This is a genomic window from Pseudoalteromonas sp. SR43-3, assembly GCF_014163875.1.
Lineage (GTDB): Bacteria > Pseudomonadota > Gammaproteobacteria > Enterobacterales > Alteromonadaceae > Pseudoalteromonas > Pseudoalteromonas distincta.
Genome location: NZ_JACJEC010000001.1, coordinates 242,186 through 258,372 on the forward strand (window position 1 = coordinate 242,186; position 16,187 = coordinate 258,372).

General features: G+C 38.1%; 16 protein-coding genes. 7 read left to right on the plus strand and 9 right to left on the minus strand.

What is annotated here, in order from left to right:
• Positions 1-251: 251 nt before the first annotated feature.
• Genes H5088_RS01055 through H5088_RS01065 form a run of 3 tightly spaced genes read left to right on the plus strand, consistent with a single transcriptional unit; the run spans position 252 to position 3,578 of the window.
• Positions 252-1,514 (plus strand): hypothetical protein, encoded by a 1,263-nt coding sequence (locus H5088_RS01055; protein WP_182752003.1) that lies wholly within the window; start codon positions 252-254, stop codon positions 1,512-1,514.
• Positions 1,514-1,954 carry a hypothetical protein gene (locus tag H5088_RS01060; protein WP_182752004.1) on the plus strand — a complete coding sequence of 147 codons (441 nt, stop codon included), beginning with the start codon at positions 1,514-1,516 and terminating at the stop codon, positions 1,952-1,954. The genes H5088_RS01055 and H5088_RS01060 overlap by 1 nt, the downstream gene beginning before the upstream one ends.
• Positions 1,947-3,578 (plus strand): sensor domain-containing diguanylate cyclase, encoded by a 1,632-nt coding sequence (locus tag H5088_RS01065; protein ID WP_182752005.1) that lies wholly within the window; start codon positions 1,947-1,949, stop codon positions 3,576-3,578. The genes H5088_RS01060 and H5088_RS01065 overlap by 8 nt, the downstream gene beginning before the upstream one ends.
• A gap of 31 nt (positions 3,579-3,609) precedes the next feature.
• Here H5088_RS01065 and H5088_RS01070 read toward each other — a convergent pair whose 3' ends face one another.
• Positions 3,610-4,032, minus strand: coding sequence for a hypothetical protein (locus H5088_RS01070; RefSeq protein WP_024594971.1), 423 nt, complete (start codon positions 4,030-4,032; stop codon positions 3,610-3,612).
• A 263-nt stretch (positions 4,033-4,295) separates the two neighbouring features.
• On the opposite strand from H5088_RS01070, the gene H5088_RS01075 reads away from it, so the two are divergent.
• Both H5088_RS01075 and H5088_RS01080 read left to right on the plus strand, forming a co-directional pair.
• The gene (locus H5088_RS01075) at positions 4,296-4,997 is read left to right on the plus strand and encodes a metal-dependent hydrolase (protein ID WP_182752006.1); all 702 of its coding nucleotides are present in this window, start codon (positions 4,296-4,298) and stop codon (positions 4,995-4,997) included.
• Between the two features lie 348 nt (positions 4,998-5,345).
• A complete protein-coding gene (locus tag H5088_RS01080; RefSeq protein ID WP_182752007.1) occupies positions 5,346-5,948 on the plus strand; it encodes a thiamine biosynthesis protein ThiC in 603 nt (200 codons plus the stop codon).
• 1,008 nt (positions 5,949-6,956) lie between these two features.
• On the opposite strand, the gene H5088_RS01085 is transcribed toward H5088_RS01080, so the two are convergent.
• The 3 genes from H5088_RS01085 to H5088_RS01095 form a co-directional block, all read right to left on the minus strand.
• The gene (locus H5088_RS01085; RefSeq protein WP_182752008.1) at positions 6,957-7,550 is read right to left on the minus strand and encodes a hypothetical protein; all 594 of its coding nucleotides are present in this window, start codon (positions 7,548-7,550) and stop codon (positions 6,957-6,959) included.
• Positions 7,551-7,658: 108 nt separating this feature from the next.
• The gene (locus tag H5088_RS01090; protein WP_182752009.1) at positions 7,659-8,840 is read right to left on the minus strand and encodes a DUF4062 domain-containing protein; all 1,182 of its coding nucleotides are present in this window, start codon (positions 8,838-8,840) and stop codon (positions 7,659-7,661) included.
• Positions 8,841-9,116: 276 nt separating this feature from the next.
• Positions 9,117-9,725: a cold shock domain-containing protein gene (locus tag H5088_RS01095; RefSeq protein WP_182752010.1), complete on the minus strand. Its 609-nt coding sequence runs from the start codon at positions 9,723-9,725 to the stop codon at positions 9,117-9,119.
• 416 nt (positions 9,726-10,141) lie between these two features.
• On the opposite strand from H5088_RS01095, the gene H5088_RS01100 reads away from it, so the two are divergent.
• Positions 10,142-10,762, plus strand: coding sequence for a trimeric intracellular cation channel family protein (locus H5088_RS01100; protein WP_058550084.1), 621 nt, complete (start codon positions 10,142-10,144; stop codon positions 10,760-10,762).
• Between the two features lie 82 nt (positions 10,763-10,844).
• On the opposite strand, the gene H5088_RS01105 is transcribed toward H5088_RS01100, so the two are convergent.
• Both H5088_RS01105 and H5088_RS01110 read right to left on the minus strand, forming a co-directional pair.
• Positions 10,845-11,354: a DUF421 domain-containing protein gene (locus tag H5088_RS01105; RefSeq protein WP_182752011.1), complete on the minus strand. Its 510-nt coding sequence runs from the start codon at positions 11,352-11,354 to the stop codon at positions 10,845-10,847.
• A gap of 64 nt (positions 11,355-11,418) precedes the next feature.
• Entirely contained in the window at positions 11,419-11,871 is a 453-nt protein-coding gene (locus tag H5088_RS01110) for a DUF302 domain-containing protein (protein ID WP_182752012.1), read from the minus strand.
• 199 nt (positions 11,872-12,070) lie between these two features.
• Here H5088_RS01110 and gloA point away from each other — a divergent pair, with 199 nt between their 5' ends.
• Complete coding sequence (gloA, locus tag H5088_RS01115) at positions 12,071-12,598, plus strand: lactoylglutathione lyase (protein WP_182752013.1); 528 nt, start codon at positions 12,071-12,073, stop codon at positions 12,596-12,598.
• An 82-nt stretch (positions 12,599-12,680) separates the two neighbouring features.
• Here gloA and htpX read toward each other — a convergent pair whose 3' ends face one another.
• The 3 genes from htpX to bioD all read right to left on the minus strand — a co-directional run bounded on the left by htpX (position 12,681) and on the right by bioD (position 16,145).
• On the minus strand, positions 12,681-13,544 hold the full coding sequence (gene htpX / locus H5088_RS01120; RefSeq protein ID WP_182752014.1) for a protease HtpX: 864 nt from the start codon (positions 13,542-13,544) through the stop codon (positions 12,681-12,683).
• 210 nt (positions 13,545-13,754) lie between these two features.
• Positions 13,755-15,338, minus strand: coding sequence for an FAD-dependent oxidoreductase (locus H5088_RS01125; protein WP_182752015.1), 1,584 nt, complete (start codon positions 15,336-15,338; stop codon positions 13,755-13,757).
• A 123-nt stretch (positions 15,339-15,461) separates the two neighbouring features.
• Positions 15,462-16,145 (minus strand): dethiobiotin synthase, encoded by a 684-nt coding sequence (gene bioD, locus H5088_RS01130; RefSeq protein ID WP_182752016.1) that lies wholly within the window; start codon positions 16,143-16,145, stop codon positions 15,462-15,464.
• Between the last annotated feature and the right edge of the window lie 42 nt (positions 16,146-16,187).

Here is a 16,187-nt window from a genome sequence, read left to right on the forward strand (position 1 = left end):
GTTTTAAGTTTAGTAATATTAAAAAAACCGCCCTATTCATAATCTATATTGTCGCCACTTATAACAATAAATAACACAAATTTTCCGCCTTGCTTTTCTTATGTCCCAGTACTTCGCTTAACAAAGTACAAAATTTAGGGGGATGTCATGTTTTTTTGTATTTGATGGATAAGCCACTGTAATGCTTAAGTTGGTAATTTAATAAATTGTGCTATCTTTTTATTATCTACATTATAAAAATACGAGCTAACATGTTGTTCCGAGGTACAATTGCCATAGCAATATTGGCAATTTCTGCTGCTAATAAAACCTATGCAAACGACATAGACGTGCAATTTAGTGGTTTTGCATCCTTAACACTCAGCTACACGGACGATTCAGATATTGGCTTTGCATCGAGTTATTCAAATGTCAACGAATCTGGTTTTTCAGCAACGCGAGATTCAATTTTAGGTGGGCAGGCTAATATATCACTCTCAAAAAATTGGGACTCTGTGTTTCAAGTAGTTATTCAAGATCATGCCTTTAAAAGCTTTGATAATTTTTTAGAGCTCGCCTTTGTGCGCTATCGCCCTACCCGTCATTGGGCTATTCGTGCAGGCAGGTTAAATAGCGACCTTTACTTACTATCGGAATACCCTTACGTAGGATATGCCTATTTATGGGTGCGCCCGCCTCATTCGTACTACTCGTTTGCAAACATTGCAGGAAATTTCGATGGTGTAGATGTGGAATACAGCAAAGCAATTAACGATGGCTTCTTACGTTTAAAACTTGCTTATGGTAGTACAACAGCCAAGCTACAAGCCTATAATGACGACTTTTTTATTGATTTTGATAACTTAACAACTTTTAGCGCAACCTACTCTTTAGATGCATGGACTATGCGTTTTTCATTATCAAAGTCAGACTTTGGGGATTATAAGTTAACCTCTTTAGATGAGTATTTAGCCGCACTCAACTCAATACCACAAAGTATATGGCCGCAAGCGCAAAAAATATCAAACAAATTTAACACCAAAGGTAACAGTATAGAATACGCCGCGTTTGGGCTTACTTACGATCACAACAATTGGCTAATCCAATCTGAGGTGGGTATTTCAGAATCCGATTGGATAGTTGCTCCGTCAGTTCTTAGTGGCTATATTAGTACAGGTTACCGTGTAGATAACGCAATATTTTATACAGGTTTTACAGCGGCTAAACACCGACATGACGTAATAAAAGTAAACGATCCTGCTTTTGCGCCAAGCACTCCCGAGCAATTTTCAGTGCCTATACAACAACTCGCAGTTGCCAGTCAGTCTGCTGTTAAAGTTACCAATGTTCACCAACACTCAATTAACGTAGGCGTAAAATGGCAACTGTCTGAGCGCATAGCATTAAAAGCCCAGTTAGACCGCTTTGATATAAAGCCTCAAGGCGCTGGCTTATGGAGTCTTAGCAACCCTTCAGATGTTGATGAGGGCCACAAAGTACATATACTTAGTCTAAATGCTAGTATGGTGTTTTAATGATGAGCCCTCGCAACTTTTTTATAACTGCATTGCTGCCCTTGTGCCTGCTTTTTATGAGCTTTTATGCTAAATCTACAGAGTTTGTAGTCGTGGTTAATAAAAGCAATGCGATTAACGCATTATCAAAACGAGAAATTATTGATATTTACATGGGCAGGTATTTAACTTTCCCTGATGGTGAGACCTCAAAACCGCTTGATTTGCCCGCGCAATCAATATTAAAAAACGACTTTTACCTGCAGCTGGTCAACAAAAATGAGCAAAAAATAAATGCGTATTGGGCAAGGCTTTTATTTTCAGGGCGCGCAAAGCCACCCACGCCTTCAACATCGGTAGAAGACGCAATAAACAAAATAGCAGCATCACAATTTGCAATTGGCTACATTCCGCTATCGCAAGTTACAGATGCAGTAAAAGTGGTATACACATTTGATTAAAATTATTAGCCAAAAACTCTACATACGCGTCGCTATATCAATTGCGTTAGTTGCTATTGTTGTGTCTTTAGTCTCATCTATGCTCTCTTATTACTCAGGCTTTAAAGAGAAAAAAAACACAAATTACCTACTTGTTCAACAGTTAGCGCAAACAATGGAAAAAACAGCCGCTATTGCCGCTTACTTAAATGACAAAGAATTAAGCCAAGAAATTATTAACGGCCTACTCAGTAACGACTTAGTGCAAGGTGCAAGCCTAGAAGGAGAAGTAAACCCTAAAGGAGAGATGGATTTATTTATAGCAAAAGGCTCTACTAACAAAAAAAATGAAGCTGTTTTAATTAAATTAGTTCACCCTTTTATAGAAGACACTTTTATAGGTGTACTTGCCATATACCCTGACGATAACTTTATTGAACAACAAGCACAGTCAGCGCTTATAAAAGAATTTATCTTAATGCTGATTCAATCCATTGTTATCGCATTTTTTGTATCGCTGGTAGTTCAGCGCTGGCTTACACAACCAATTCAAAACCTAACCGACAGCTTTGCTAAAATAAATCCAAGCGAGCCAGAAACCCTTAAAATGCTAACCTTCAAGCAAGGCAAGCGGGACGAAATAAGCCGTTTAACCCAAGGTATAAATGCCTTAATGCACGAGCTACATTTAACTATTAGTAATGAGCAAACACTGCGTAAAAAAACTCAAGAGCTAGAAGCTAAATTTAGACTTATTTTTGAACAAGCCAGCGCAGGTATTTGTTTACTAGATGACAAAAACATTATCACCACCTTTAACCCTGCATTTAAGCATTACTTTACCGTACCCGGCGAAGAAGAATTACCAACCTTGCATTTTCCTGAGTTACTTAGCAATGTAGACGAATTACAAAGCCTACTGGCAGATATTCGCTCTGCTAAAAACCCACCACAAACCACCTTAGATGTAGAGTGTAAAGTTGGCTATAAAACGGTATGGTTTCATTGTTTATTTGTAAGGTTAACAGACCAAAGAGATACCAACCGAGGCCCACAACAAGAGCAACTAGTAGAAGTAATTTTACACGATGTAACCGAGCGCGCAGAGCGCGAACTTCAAACCCGCTTTGAAGCCGACCACGACCCGCTAACCGGCCTATTAAACCGCCGCGCCGGTGAAAAACGCCTTAAAAAAGCACTACGTGAATGTATTAAACATAATGAACATTTAGTGCTTATGATGATCGATTTAGATAAATTTAAACCCATTAACGACACCTACGGCCACGAAGCCGGAGACAAAGTACTCATAGAGACAGCGCACCGATTTAAAACACTATTTCACGAACAAAACGATATGTGTATTCGCCTAGGCGGTGACGAATTTATTGTTGCAAGGCAACTTAAAACCTACGATAAAACGGCAACACAACAAAAAGCAATCGCCTTACTAAATGAGCTACAACAGCAGGTTAGTATTTCAAACACAAAAACATGCGCAGTAGGTGCAAGCATAGGAATTGCAATAGCCCCATATGATGGTAATGAACTACATCAATTAATGCACAACGGTGATAAAACTCTTTATCACGTAAAAGAAACAGGCCGAGGGAAAGTTGCCTTTTATGACGATATAAAAAATTAGATGGCGTGAATTAGTAACTACATAGTAAATGCTATAATGTTTTTATGGCTTTCAAATAGTCTTTATTATAAAAATAAGCCGCTAAACCAAAATAAGAAATAGCACCTAAATAAGCAATTGGAAAGTGTGAATATACACTGAGGTAAATAAGCAATAATATAAAAAACAGACTAATGCTAAAGCAAACCACTGCCAAAAGCCTGCCTAACCAACATATAGATTGGGCTGCAATATTTAAAACAAATAAGGTAATAGCACCAAGTATTACATACACTAAAGTGTTTAAATCTTCCCCATGCGCTAAACCATCTTCGGTATAGTACATCATGTAATGAGCAAGCGGAGTCAGTGCTAATAAAGCCCAGAAACCATAACTGCTCCAAGTTGATGAGACAAAATAGTTACTACCAATGTCAGGCGCAGGAAACGATGCTTTATATCTATTTTGGTTCATGTGGATTCCAGTTAAGCCGTTTTATATAAGTTGATAGCTAGGCTTTTATTTAAAACACAAAAGGCCAATAGACAATAAAAACTGTCCGTATTATTGATTTTTATAAAAAAATTACAACTTGATTGCTCTACTAACCACAAAACAGAATAACAATTGTACTATTAGTAATTAATCAAAGTAATAAAAAATCTAATTAAAAAGAATATTGAACAATAAACTTTTCAATTGATAGAATGCCCTACTTTTTCCCATAAAGAGATACAATGGCAAACTTCAATACTCATCTTAATACTGCCGTAATCATCACAGGCTTAGCCTCAGCCACCTTACTATCTGCAAGCCATATTGAATTAAAGGGCGCGCTCTGGCTTTGGTTTTTAGGCTCAATTGGCGGCTTATTGCCCGACATAGATTCAGATAACTCAACATCACTCGATACTATTTTTAACTTATTCGCACTCAGCGCTGTATTACTGGTACTGCATTACATAACCACCGAGCTCATTATTGAAATTAGCTTTATCGAGTTAATCGTAGTGCCGTTATTGGTTTACGGATTTATGAAATACATTATTAGACCCATTTTTGAATGGATCACAGTACACAGAGGTAGTTGCCACTCTTTACTATTTATACTGTTATGCGCGCTATTAACAACTCAAGTAACATGGAAACTAAATGACCAATCAACCACACAAGCAGCCGTTTTTGCCTGGTTAACGGGTGGGTTTATTTTACTCGGCGGATTAATTCATTTATTACTAGATGAAATTTACAGTGTAGATTTAAGCAATGTCACCATTAAACGCTCCTTTGGCACCGCGTTAAAAATAGCCGACTTCGACAATAAACTAATTACGTTGGCATCAATAATTGCCATTGCAGGTTTAATCTATGTAGCCCCGCCTACAAAGCAAACTATTACAGCGTTAAGTGACTGGTCCCATTTTACGTTTTTATCTTAACGCCGTAAGTATTAAGCCGTTTAACCACATACTCAAAATTAATGCCCTCTTGATAATTAAGATAGTGAAACATTGATTTACTAAGAGGGTATGAGGCGCTGCGCTTTTAGAGGGCATAAATGGCTTGAACCTAAACGATTTCCCAATTTAAGTTTTGAATAAAACCAAAATTTGAGCCTATTTGTAATTAATTATTATTTTTATAGGTTTAAGTGAAATAATTAAATAGCTTTACCTGTCTTATAGGCTAAGTGTAAAAGCTAATTAGCTAAAAAGCTCCCTGTTTGACGTATTCAAACCTGTCGAATCTTTTTAAAGCATTAAATATAAAATTATAAGAGGTAAATAATGGAATTTACGAATAAACGCACCACTCTAATTACGGCATCTTTATTGTTGGTATTGGCGTTAACACAGGCTGTTTTTACTGCCCTTTACAGTGCAGAAATTAGTTTTTCAAGGCAGTATGCATGGGGACTAGAAGCCGTAGTTTTCACTCTACTTGTTGCCTTTGCGGGTTCTGCTATGGTGCAAGCACAAAACGCTCAGCTAGGATGGTCAGCTATAACATTTAGCGCAATTCTTAACATAGTACAGGTAAGCATTGGCCTTACTTTGTTTTCAACATTTGGAAAAGTAGCGGGTGCCGTAGAAGGCGCACAACCTTTAATTGGTGGCGTGGTTTCTTTGTCATTCATGATTTACTACGCAGCTAAATTATTATTAGGATTAGCAGCTGTTGTTTTTGGCCTGTCTTACTTAGCTAAAGGTGGCAAAGCCATTGGCGGCCTTACAGCCTTAGCAGGCGCAGTTGCAATGCTTGCCAATGGTATTTTAATAACCTTTGGCCGTGATGGATTCTTGCCATCAGCTGTTGCTGGCGCGTCAGGCATGATCGCAACGTTACTTTTAGCAATATGTTTAATAAGCCTTTACCGTAAACAAGACTAAGGCTTAATACCTTATGAGTAAGGTAGTTACTTAAATAAGTTATAAACATCGGCGTGTATTAGAGATCTAATTCGCCGATGTTTTACGTTTAAAATGACGCCCACTTTCAACTTAAAGCGTTCGACTTCAGCTTCCCAAGTTAATGCCCTCTTCGTAATCTAAAGGCTAATTCACAAAGAGGATATGAGGCGCTTCGCTTTTAGAGGGTAAAATAGCTTAAAACAAAAAGTTTTGCTAATTTAAGTTTTGGTGTGTGAAGTCAATATTTTCCCCCTTGCCTTTTATGTATACAAGTAGAATAATTTTTGGGGAGTGCTTATCTACTCAAGACAAAATCTAAGCCTTTGGGCTCTTATATTCGTGAATTGAACTGACCATCACTAATTGGCCAAGCATGATTACCATTATATTGCATTGCTTCAACAAATTCTTCTTTCCATTTTTGTCCACATGTACATTCATAAAATGAATCTACATACAAACTATCTTCACCTTCTACCAAAATTGCGTCTCGGGGTGTTAACTCTTTGATGATTTAACTCCGTAATGACTTAGCTATTAAGTAGTTAACAATAAAAAATATTTTAAAATTGTGCAACTAATTAAATGAGGACATGCAAGTACAGGATATTCCTTCATTTTACGATTTTAGGTAAAGTAATACCCTTTTGCCTATTTTTTATTTAGCAAACTTAACTAGACAGCCACTTTAATTGAATCTGGCACTTTAAAAAGAGCAAAATTTAGATTAGGAGTCACTGTTAACTATTTCTGGATGCGTAGTCATATTTAAATCGAGTTTAAAAAAGTAACAACACTTGGTTTTTGAATAAAAAGATCAAGAAAACACAGCTGCCTACTTGACCGGAACTTTCTAATGGGTGACCCCTTAACTTCTAGTAACTTCTAGGCGGACAAAAATTGTTGGTTAAATTTGTTGAGGTACGAAACATAACCAACCGCTCTTGTTCCGCCTAAAGGTACTGTTATGATTGTCGAGCTCATATACTAATTACGACCTACATGCTTTTCTTTCAGAAGTAGTTCATGCTTGTGTAAGTGCTTTTCTTTAAAATAAGTTGTTGATAGCGAATAAAAAAACATAAAATAAAACACCGTCAAAATACTAAAAAATAAAGCTGAGTATGGATTTGAAAATGTCGCACTATCAATGAATATAGATGGGACCTTATTTAATGGAGTTTCTCCATATTTATTGAATAGTATTAAATTAGAGATGATCTTCATTAAGTCTAGGGATGCAATAACACTTAACAATGAAGAAATAAATATATTTATGGCATTAAAAACTTTGCTGAGAGGTTTATACCAAGCTATACCTAAGGCTAAAAACAATAGAGCTGAAGCAATTACATATGTGATAAGACCTGTCCATACTTGCTTTTCATATGAAAATAGAGTTATGAGAGTCGAAACTAGCGCTCCTATAAAAATCACGGTGCTATTAGAAAAAGAGGCTTTTAACGAAGAAAAAATCGACTCTTTCATAATAACGATACTAGGCTTCTTCTTTATCTTTTTTAACTTTACAATTAACGCCCTGTGCTTTGCATTTGATTTTATTTTATGTTGTTTACTCATAATTGCCTTGAAAAAATATAACGCCCCATTAAGAGGCAAAAAATAGTTGGTTAAAATAGCGAGGCACGAGTAAAAACCAACTGTTTTTTTTCCTGCTTGAATGGCTTGTTATGAATTATCTACGTCAATGTCAGAGTCTTCTATATCTTTCATTAAACTTTCGTGTAAATAAAATTCAAACGGCTCTCTTATATATCTTAGCGGTCCCATAGTTGGTCTCATTTCACTTAAAGCATCGACAATAATCTCTCTGGTATCTTCCGGTAGCTCCATGAATGCTTCCCACTCTAGTGATAAACTATGAAAAAAGTCAGTTGATGTTCTCAGCTCGAAAAATGTGCCATCTCGTTTAATCAGGTACATCCTAGCTCGAGGGGAATTCATATTACGGCGTCTGTATAGAAATTCATCCGGTAATTCTGCAGCATCAATTATTTTTTCTATTTCTGCATATTGAAGTAACCCATCCCAAAGATGTTGCCCTTTTATTAAGAAGTTATGATCTTTAATCCCCAGTGATTTGACGAAATCGAGTAAGCGCCTGTAACGTACAACGCCTCTAGCAACATCTCTCTCATTTGTCGTTCCTATAGAAGTCAATATGGCTGTTTTTAGATCTTCAAATTGTTCAGTTAAATTATCTAGGCGTTTAGCCTCAAACGCTTTTGTTCTCTGCTCTTGAATTAGTTTTTGAAAAAGTGACGACCACTGTCGTCTAAGTGTATCTTCAATATCTTGAAGCTTAGAAAACGTAAATACACTGTTTCCTCTCGCTCTATGTCTAAGGAAGTTTATGAATTCAAAAATAAACGAGGCTGTTTCTGGCTTTTCAATAGAAGGAAATGATATCTCATTAATTATTGATTTATCTTTGTTTTTCTCGTAGAGAGAGTGATCATGCCAAACTGCTGAATCTACAAATGTAAATACTGGAATTCCAGACTCTACAGCTTTTAATATTTCCAGCTGTGTAACAGACAAATTGTCTTTTTTAACGAGAGTTTTAGTACTTTTACTTTCATTTTTTAACACATCAAAATCAAGTTTTGCTAGTGCTTCAGGCACGGTCTTACCACCAAACCTTGAACCAACTATAAGTACAACTACATCCGCATTGGCAACTTCATCAACACAACTTGTGTGTGTATGTAATCTAGGGTCATATAATAGATCGCTATAATCACTCATTAAGGGTTCATGCCCCAAATTTTGTATAAATATTCTTAATTGTGATCTTATGACTGATAAGTCATAACATGTTGATGAAACAAATACTCTCAATCCTGCCATATACCCCGCACTCCTTATAATTCATAACAGCTTATTGGCGCCTCACCTAGGGGGGATTATAACACCCCAAAACGATGTATTTTAGGTTGCTCGAAAATCACACCAAACAACTCTTTTCTAAACAAACGATTACAATTGCTACTCTGTAGCCTTTGTTATTTAACCCCATAACGCCTTTTAATAATGTTATGGGACAAATTGCGCACCACTGTATTTTTATACAGCGTACGGTAAAACCCATCTTAAATTTAACTTTTAACTAATCGGTTTCTAAAATTACCACTCATCTTGGAAACGTGAATCCCTCTCACAAGGGTCACCATCTCTATCGCCATCCATTTTTGTATTCGGGCAGTTATTTATAAAAAATACCGCCTCTGCACGGGAAGTCATTTGGCTACAGTGCTGCCTGCCGTCACAGGTAAAGTTTTGTGTGTTTTTAGGAATTAAAATTTTTGGGTATTGCTCATCAAAGGTAGCTAAATCGGCGTTGGTAATAACGGGAGTGTGGTTATTAAATTGCTCACTACTTTGATAATGGTTGTATTTATTTACGGCAACAAAACCAAGTACGGCGATAATGCTAATTGAGGCTACTTTGCCTAAAAAGCTGTCGGTAAAATTAGATTTAGCAACACGATGATGGTTTGATTTTTTAGGCGTGACTTTAAGCACAGCTACGCCTTCAATTCGGCAGTTAACGGCTTTTGATTTACCATCGGGCTGCGTTGCTACTTCAAAGTAAATGGTGTCGCCCACTTTGGGCTTGCGACTCATATGTTTGAGCGCTGAAATGTGTATAAAGGTGTCGTGCGCTAGGGTGTCTGATTTAATAAAACCAAAGCCCTTTTCGTCATTCCACGCTTTTAACAATCCTTTGTTCATGTATTTACCTGTGCTGATTAAGCTGCGATTACGCAAATTCCATTTAAGTTAACACTTGTTAGTATACGTTCCTAAATTGCTACCACGCAACCAAATATTCATATTAGGTTAATTTAAACACACTTATTACTTGCCAAAACACTTAACCGTATAGGGAAAATACCGAGCTTTGAGGTTTAAAATGCAGCAATAAAATAGCCTGTTTTATTTTATAAATTACGGCCATTTGTCCTTTATTCTACTACTGCTAACTTTTGCGAAGCGATTAGCTTAACAGATTGTTTACACTAGACTTTGTTATTAGTTATTTCTATCTGAATTAAGCGTTTTTAGTGTGATTTTTCATTCGTTATTTACTTAATTTATCTATACAATCCACACCTTATTTTTACACACAGATTTCAAGTGATTATCGCATGCTACTAACCGTTGTTTATATTATTGGTATTACCGCAGAAGCCATGACCGGCGCACTTAGCGCTGGGAGAATGAAAATGGATTGGTTTGGCGTTGTACTGGTTGCAAGTGCAACAGCAATTGGTGGTGGCAGTGTGCGAGATATTTTACTTGGCAATTACCCGCTTACCTGGGTTCAGCACCCAGAGTATTTATTAATTACTTGTATAGCGGGCATTGTTACTACTTGGCTTGCTAAGTGGGTGGTTAAATTTAAAGGCATATTTATGCGCTTAGATGCACTGGGGCTTGCAGCATTTAGCATTATTGGCTGCCAAGTGGGGCTAAATATGGGCCTGCACTATGGTATTTGTGTTGTGGCTGCAGTTGTAACCGGTGTATTTGGTGGGTTACTGCGCGATTTAATATGTCGCCAAGCACCTTTAGTACTACATAACGAGCTATACGCGAGTGTATCGTTACTGGTTGCCTGCTTATTCCTAGCACTGCACCATTACAATATTGATGACAACATCAGCATTATTGTAAGCCTTGTTGCAGGCTACTTAATACGTATGGCGTCAATTCGCTTTAAGTGGCGTTTACCTACCTTTAGTTTGTTAGAGCAGCACGCTAAATAAATTAGGCTTTAATAAAAGATAAGGCAGGTATTAAACCTGCCTTAATTAATATAAGTATAAGTATAAGTAATAGCGCCTTACTTTATTGCTCGCTTACATCACTTAACGCGGTTTTTAACCCACTGTTATTTTGTTTAAGTACGCTAAAACTGCCGTCGGTTTCTAGCACTACAGCGGCTACATCTTCTATGGCTAATATACCCGCACCACGAATGGCAGCACGAATTTCTGATTTAGTTACCCGCTGCGATTTAAGTGCCGCCGTGCAATATTCTCCATTACTCAGCAATAGCGAGGGCTCAGCTTTTACTAAAGCTGCAAATTTAGATGAGCGAACACTGAGCCAGGTAATTAAATATTGCAGCCCTATTAAAACAACAAAGGCTAATATGCCTTCAAGCAGCGCGACACTTTTTGAAATAATTACCGAGGCAAGAATAGAGCCCAGCGCAATAGTGACTACAAAGTCGAACACGTTCCATTTAGATAGCGTACGCTTGCCCGATATACGCAGCCAAAACACCAGCACTACATAACCCAGTACACCAATAATAAGTACGCGTATTAAACCCTGCGTATCATCAAAAAACATAATGGCTCCTTTTCTATTTTAACGCTTAATGTAAGTGCCCGTTACTTGCTTACATTTTTTTAATTTATTGCTTAACCGTAGTTGTTGCGAGAGTGTGTAATACTTTGCTTATTTTTTTAGATGCTGGGCAATTTACTGCATTATGGCGCTCAGCTATATAAGCAGGATCGTAGTAACTTAACCACACCTGCGATTGTGCGTCTTCACATACCAGTGCTTTTAGCGGTAAATCGATACCTATTGTTTGAGCGCACTGCATTAACGGTGTTCCGCCTTTGGGGTTACCAAATATAAGAACCTCTGTTGGGCGTAGTTGTTGTTCTACTTCTTTAGCTCCAGCGGTGTGATCTATTCGTGCAAATACATTTAGCCCTTTTTGTTTTGCCGAATTCTCAAATTTATCCATAGTGGCTTTAGCGCTTAATGGGCTTTTTACTGAAATTAGTCCCTCTACTGCGTTAACATTTGTAATAGCAAAGAGTAATGCGAGTCCAAAAATAATATTTAGTGTTTTCATACCTTCTCCTTTGAATATAAGTAACTAAAAGTTACTACTTTAAAAGTTAAATCGAAGAGTTTCACTTTACTATATTAAATTTACTTCTTACACGTAGAATTACTCTTGAATAACTTAAAGCTGTTTAAATTTACCTTACGGTTTATTATGATGGGTCGATAAATATTATTCCGCTTTATTATTTTCAGTAAGGATCACCATGTCTAGCTATAACGAATCTCCAGAGCAAATTGAACAAGCCACTAAAGGCTATGTGATGCAGCAAACTATGTTACGTATTAAAGATCCAAAGCCGTCGCTTGAATTTTACCAAAATGTATTAGGTATGAAGCTGTTAGGTAAGTATGACTTTCCTGAAATGAAGTTTACATTGTACTTTTTAGGCTACGAACAAGAATTACCGCAAGGTGATGATAGAACTAAAGCAGAATGGGTGTTTCGTCGCCCTGCGCTAATTGAGCTAACCCATAACTGGGGCACAGAAGACGACGATAGCTTTGAGGGCTACCACAGCGGTAACCAAGAGCCTAAAGGCTTTGGCCATATTGGTATTAGCGTACCCGATGTATACGCCGCGAGTGAGCGCTTTGCAAAATACGATGTAGAATTTGTTAAAAAGCCAGATGATGGCTCAATGAAGGGCTTAGCATTTATAAAAGACCCTGACGGCTACTGGATAGAAATACTTTCACCTGAGGGCATTACCGATATTATTTTTGGTAAATAACTTTAATCCTTAATAAACCGGTTACCACATACTAAAAAGCCAGCTAATTAGCTGGCTTTTGTGTTTTTAAATAAGGGTTAGCTTATTTACGCAGAGCGTCTATTCGCGCATCGAGCGGTGGGTGAGATGAAAACAGTTCAGCCATCCCTTTACCACTTGCTATACCAAAGGCCATCATTGAGCCTTGTAATTGCGACGGATGGTTTTGCTTTAATCGCTCAAGTGCGGAACGCATTTTATCAGCACCAACTAGTTTTGCTGCGCCGCTGTCGGCTGCAAACTCACGTTTACGGCTGTAACTTGCAACCACTATGCTTGCTAGCACGCCAAATAATACTTGGAATAACATATCGAATAAGAAGTATGTCCAGCTACTACCGCCCTCTTCTTCATCGCTATTAATAAAATTATCTACAATGCCTGCCAGTACTTTTGCGGCAAATATTACAAAGGTGTTTACCACGCCTTGTATTAGCGTAAGCGTTACCATGTCGCCGTTAGCCACGTGCGATACTTCGTGGGCAAGTACGGCTTCGGCCTGATCTTTGGTCATGTTGTGCATTAAGCCTGTGCTTACTGCCACTAACGAGTTGTTTTTACTTGGGCCCGTTGCAAACGCGTTCATTTCTGGGCTGTCGTAAATAGCCACTTCTGGCATTTTGATACCTGCTTTTTGTGCTTGCGCGGATACCGTTTGTACAAGCCAATGTTCGGTTTCGTTTCGAGGCTGCGTAATTACGTGCGCGCCTGTTGATTTTTTAGCGATCCATTTCGACATAAATAACGAAATAAACGATCCACCAAAACCAAATACTGTGGCTATAAGTAAAATTCCGCCAAGGCTACGATGGCTTAAGCCCAGCGCACTCATTATTATTGAAAGCACTACACCTAATACCAACATAACCGCTAGGTTAGTTAATAAAAACAAAAATATACGTTTCATATTGTCCTCACAAAAATAGGTTTGATCACCGAACATAAAATTAAATTAGGTTAAAGCAATCACTGCGCTATGACACACTATGTCATAACGTTAGCGCTATTCTGTGACAAACTATGTCATAACACAAGTGTTATTTATGTGTTTATTGATAATTTTTTTGAGAAGGGTTTTACAGCAAATTTAAGACTAAAGTTTCTTAATAACAGCTTATTACAAGCTGTTATTAAGCTCTGCCATATCAATTGGAAAACCACGCTCGTGTGCCAATATGCGTGCAACTTCGTCAATTTTTTCGCCGCTATTGTGTTTAAGATACGACCATTGATGGCTACTGCGGTGATGGTTTACAGCAGGATCGCTACTTATTATTCCTAATTTTATAAACTCACCCACTATTTGATCTGCCGCTATTAACGTTGACGATGCTTTAACATTTTCGGCCCGTGCGTAACTAATATGCGAATATAAACTTACATCGGCTACGCGCAAAGTGTCGTCATCCCCTGGGATTTGTTGCCCGCCATACAAGGCATTATTTTGTGTGCTAGCTGTTTTAAATGCAGGTACAAACTCGGCTACATAATCAATTGCTGTTTGGGTGCGTGTTTGCAAGGCTGCTTCATCCCAGCCATCTTTAATATAATGCAGGTATTTATTGGGAAGTTTAGGTTGTGCGCTCATTGGCGTTGCATCAGCTAACCCATCATTAAACAATGTAATGTTGTTAGTCATGCCATGTATTTGAAAATACCCGTTAGGGTAAGGCGTTAGCTGCGCCATACCTTCTGGCGTGCCACGGTTACCATAAATAATTATTTCGGGTATTTGCCCACCAGCACCTTGCCAATGAGTAATGTAAGAGGCTTTAAATTCAACCATGCGTTTTACATCTACCCCAACGAGGTCGTCAATAATACCGGTTTGAAAACCACACGCATTAATAAGGTAATCTACCTCAATGGTTTGTGTATCGGCTTGTGTATTGGTTGAAGTATCAGGTTGTTCATCAAGGCTTGGCTCTGATTGATATTCAATGCGCCACTTAAGTGTTTGCTTATCATTATTGGTATTTATAACTGGCGATACATTTTTAACACTGGTGCTTGTTAAAACGTGAGCGTGTTTGTACTGTGCAAGCGCGAGTTGAGCACTGGCCGATAAACGAAATATATTCCAACCATATTCTTGTGCAACAATTAGCGGAAACTTTAGCTTATCTAAATCTAAATGCTTAGCCACGGGTATCATCCACTCATTTAACGACGTGGGCTTAGCTACTTGTTTTTGCTGAGCAAGCTTTAGCATTTGCTCGCGGCTATATAACTGATAATAATGCTCTGGCTCACCTAACACTTTGTTGGCGCTGTCTTGCTCAACAAGCTCGCTATAGGCTTTTAGTAATTTATCTAAACGCGGAAATAAATCCTCCGGTGAGTCGTCGTCGCGCTTGGGCACGGCAAATACTGTAGGGCGAACATCGATGGTATGAGGATAAAGGCGCGCTATATCTATACATTGCTTGAGTAAATCTATGCAGTCGTCGTCGGGTATTTCGCGATATAAGTTACCACCTGAATGCAAATGGCACATTGGCGGACCATCAATTAACGACTTTTTCTTTTCAAATACGTAAGTTTCTAACCCTAACGCAGCAAGCCTGATGGCTATAGTGGCACCCGCTGTGCCCCCACCTATTATGCCTACGCGTTTTTTAGGTAAACCATTGTTTAGTGCTTTTGGCTCTGCACTTACGTGCGAATTTGGGGCGTAGCTTTCAATAAATGGGTGCGTCATATAGTCGTTATATCCTTAGTAACATTGTTTTGAGCAAGCTATGTATTTATAAACGTTTATATGTGTACTAAGGCTGACTATTTCAAGATTTACCTAAAAAAGTAACTTTTTTTTAAAAACCACTTAAGTGTTTATAGATAACGCACTAAGCAAGCTTTTGTATATTTGTAACTTAGGAGTTTGCTCGCTGTAGGGGCTTATAGCAAGTATTGGAAACGGCAAACGTGCTTTAAGTGAATCAAGGTTTGCTTGGTATTCGTCCATGCTTTTATCGACTTGGTTTGCAATCCAGCCAACGCAGTTTATACCCATACTTTGCATATGCGCAGCGGTTAGTAACGCATGATTTAAGCAACCTAGCTTCATGCCAACAACAAGTATTACCGGCAGTTGCTCTGCTTTAACCCAGTCGTATAAATAATCGTTTTTATTAATAGGTAATGCCCAACCACCAGCACCTTCGGTAAGTATAATATCAGCGCCCTGTTGTTTTACGTTTTTATAAGCATCACTTAGTTTATCTACAGTAATACTAACTCCAACTTGCTCAGCAGCTATGTGCGGTGCAATAGGGGGTGCAAACGCAAACGGATTTACTACGTCGTATTTAGCGCTTACTGTTGCGCTTTCCATCAGTATGAGGGCATCAGCATTTACTAGCTGATCAAACGCCATTTCGCAGCCAGCGGCAAGAGGCTTAAAACCAATGGCTTGTTTTTTGTGTTGGGCAAGTAACTTTAATAGCAAACTGGTAACGTGGGTTTTTCCGGCATCGGTGTCGGTGCCTGTTATAAAAAATTCTTTCATGCGTTGCCTTATGATCTGAATCTAACTTTGGTTTAAGTTTTA